2 protein-coding genes are annotated in these 2,671 nt (G+C 61.1%); one reads left to right on the top strand and one right to left on the bottom strand.

Features of this window, described 5'->3' with window-relative positions:
* Positions 1–175 precede the first annotated feature (175 nt).
* A complete protein-coding gene (gene eat, locus ACRER8_RS15055; RefSeq protein ID WP_431747031.1) occupies positions 176–1,540 on the bottom strand; it encodes an ethanolamine permease in 1,365 nt (454 codons plus the stop codon).
* Positions 1,541–1,823: 283 nt separating this feature from the next.
* On the opposite strand from eat, the gene pyrF reads away from it, so the two are divergent.
* Entirely contained in the window at positions 1,824–2,522 is a 699-nt protein-coding gene (pyrF, locus tag ACRER8_RS15050; RefSeq protein WP_431747030.1) for an orotidine-5'-phosphate decarboxylase, read from the top strand.
* Positions 2,523–2,671 lie beyond the last annotated feature (149 nt).

Genomic DNA, 2,671 nt, shown 5'->3' with positions numbered 1-2,671 from the left:
GGCTGTAGGAGCCGGCTTGCTGGCGAAGGCGGAGTGTCAGGCGGCACATCTGTAACTGACCCACCGCGTTCGCTGCCGTCGTAACCTCCGACGTCTCCTACAGATTCTGCGGCGTACCGGGATTTTGTGACGGCACACAATCATTGTAGGAGCCGGCCGGCGCCTACACGCCTGATCAGAGGCCGGTCAACATCGAATCAGCCGGCGCAGACGAGCGCGCGTGTCCTGTCATACCAAAGTAAATGAAGCCCACCGCCATGAACCCCAGGAAGATCAGCCCGATCAGGGCGTTGAACCAGGCCATGGCAATCAGGCAAACCACCGCCAGTGCCAGCGCGATGCCCGGCACGATCGGGTAACCCGGCGCGCGAAAAGTGCGTTCCAGCAGTGGCTCGGTTTTGCGCAGCTTGAACAGGCTCAGCATGCTCATGATGTACATGACAATGGCGCCGAACACGGCCATGGTGATCATCGCCGCCGTAAGAGTCATGCCGCTGAGGTTGACCAGGCCGTCGCTGTAGATCGCCGCAATACCGATCAGCCCGCCGGCGATGATCGCCCGGTGCGGCGTCTGGAAGCGCGACAGTTTGGCCAGTGACGCCGGCAGGTAACCGGCGCGGGCGAGGGCGAAGAACTGACGCGAGTAGCCCAGGATAATGCCGTGAAAACTGGCCACCAGGCCGAACAAGCCGATCCAGACCAACATGTGTAGCCAGCCGGAGCTTTCGCCGACCACCGTTTTCATCGCCTGAGGCAGCGGGTCGTTGATGTTCGACAGGGCTTTCCAGTCGCCCACGCCTCCGGCGAAGAACATTACGCCCATCGCCAGCAACACCAGGGTAACGATGCCGCTGACGTAGGCCTTGGGAATCGTGCGTTTGGGATCTTTCGCTTCTTCGGCTGCCATCGCTGCGCCTTCGATGGCCAGGAAAAACCAGATGGCGAACGGAATCGCGGCGAACATCCCGGCGATCGCCGGCGCCCCGAAACTGTCGGAGCCGGCCCAGCCATTGAGGGCGAAATGGCTGAAACTAAACGCAGGCGCGACCACGCCCATGAACACCAGCAGCTCCAGCACGGCGAGTACACACACCACCAGTTCGAACGTGGCGGCCAGTTTCACGCCGAGGATGTTAAGCGTCATGAAGACAATGTAAGCGCCCACTGCCGCATGTTTTGGCTCCAGAGCAGGAAACTGCACGTTGAGATAGGCGCCGATGGCCAGGGCAATGGCGGGGGGCGCGAAGACGAACTCGATCAGTGTCGCCAGGCCGGCGATCAATCCGCCTTTTTCACCGAATGCCCGGCGGCTGTAGGCGAACGGTCCGCCCGCGTGAGGAATGGCGGTGGTCAGCTCGGTGAAGCTGAAGATGAAACAGGTGTACATCGCCGCGACCATCAACGACGTCAACAAGAAGCCCAGCGTTCCGGCTACACCCCAGCCGTAGCTCCAGCCGAAATATTCACCGGAAATCACCAGACCGACAGCGATCCCCCACAAATGCAGCGTGCCCAGTGTGGGCTTCAGTTGCGTATTCATGCGTCACTCCCTGGATTGATTGGATCATCGGGAGGGAAGGCGTTGCAGTGGTCATGCCAGCGATTGGGGAGTAGGTCGTAATATTTCGAAACAGGTCGTAAGCAGAATGCTTTGTCGATGAAGTCGAGCTGAACGTGCACGGTTGGTGCGGTGGATGGTCACAGAGAGTGCATATATCGCGCGTCTGCAGGAGCGTTCTCGGCTTTTACCGATCATCGGGTCCCGCCCCGCGGCATGTTCAGCTACAATGCGCGCCGATTTCGACTTGCCAGAGAACCCGCTCATGTCCGTCTGCCAGACCCCTATCATCGTCGCCCTGGATTTTCCGACCCGCGAAGCCGCGTTGAAACTGGCCGATCAACTGGACCCGAAGCTGTGCCGGGTCAAAGTTGGCAAGGAGCTATTCACCAGTAGCGCTTCGGGTATTGTCGAAACCCTCAACAGCAAGGGCTTCGAAGTCTTCCTTGACCTCAAATTCCACGACATTCCCAACACCACGGCAATGGCGGTTAAAGCGGCGGCCGAGATGGGCGTGTGGATGGTCAACGTGCACTGCTCCGGCGGCTTACGCATGATGGCGGCCTGCCGCAATGTGCTCGATCAGCGTACTGGCTCCAAACCGCTGCTGATTGGCGTGACCGTGCTGACCAGCATGGAGCGTGAAGATCTGGCGGGCATCGGTCTGGACATCGAGCCACAGGAGCAAGTGCTGCGTCTGGCTGCATTGGCCGAGAAGGCTGGCATGGATGGTCTGGTGTGTTCGGCGCTGGAAGCCCAGGCCCTGAAAACCGCGCATCCGTCGCTGCAACTGGTGACCCCTGGCATTCGTCCAGCGGGCAGTGCGCAGGACGATCAACGCCGCATCCTGACCCCGCGTCAGGCGCTGGATGCGGGTTCCGATTACCTGGTCATCGGCCGCCCGATCAGCCAGGCGGCCGACCCGGCGAAAGCCCTCGCGGCGGTCGTGGCCGAGTTGGCTTAGCGCTGACGGTCCTGGCACCCTCGGCTGTAGGAGCCGGCTTGCTGGCGAAGGCGGAGTGTCAGGCGGCACATCTGTAACTGACCCACCGCGTTCGCTGCCGTCGTAACCTCCGACGTCTCCTACAGATTCTGCGGCGTACCGGGATTTTG

Origin of the sequence: Pseudomonas sp. (genome assembly GCF_050739935.1) — a bacterium.
Lineage (GTDB): Bacteria > Pseudomonadota > Gammaproteobacteria > Pseudomonadales > Pseudomonadaceae > Aquipseudomonas.
Note: the sequence above shows the minus strand (reverse complement) of the source record. Positions and strands in the feature narration are given on the sequence as shown.

Coding starts and splice junctions, on each gene's coding strand:
- eat (WP_431747031.1), bottom strand. CDS start 1,540: ATGAATACGCAACTGAAGCCCACACTGGGCACGCTGCATTTGTGGGGG.
- pyrF (WP_431747030.1), top strand. CDS start 1,824: ATGTCCGTCTGCCAGACCCCTATCATCGTCGCCCTGGATTTTCCGACC.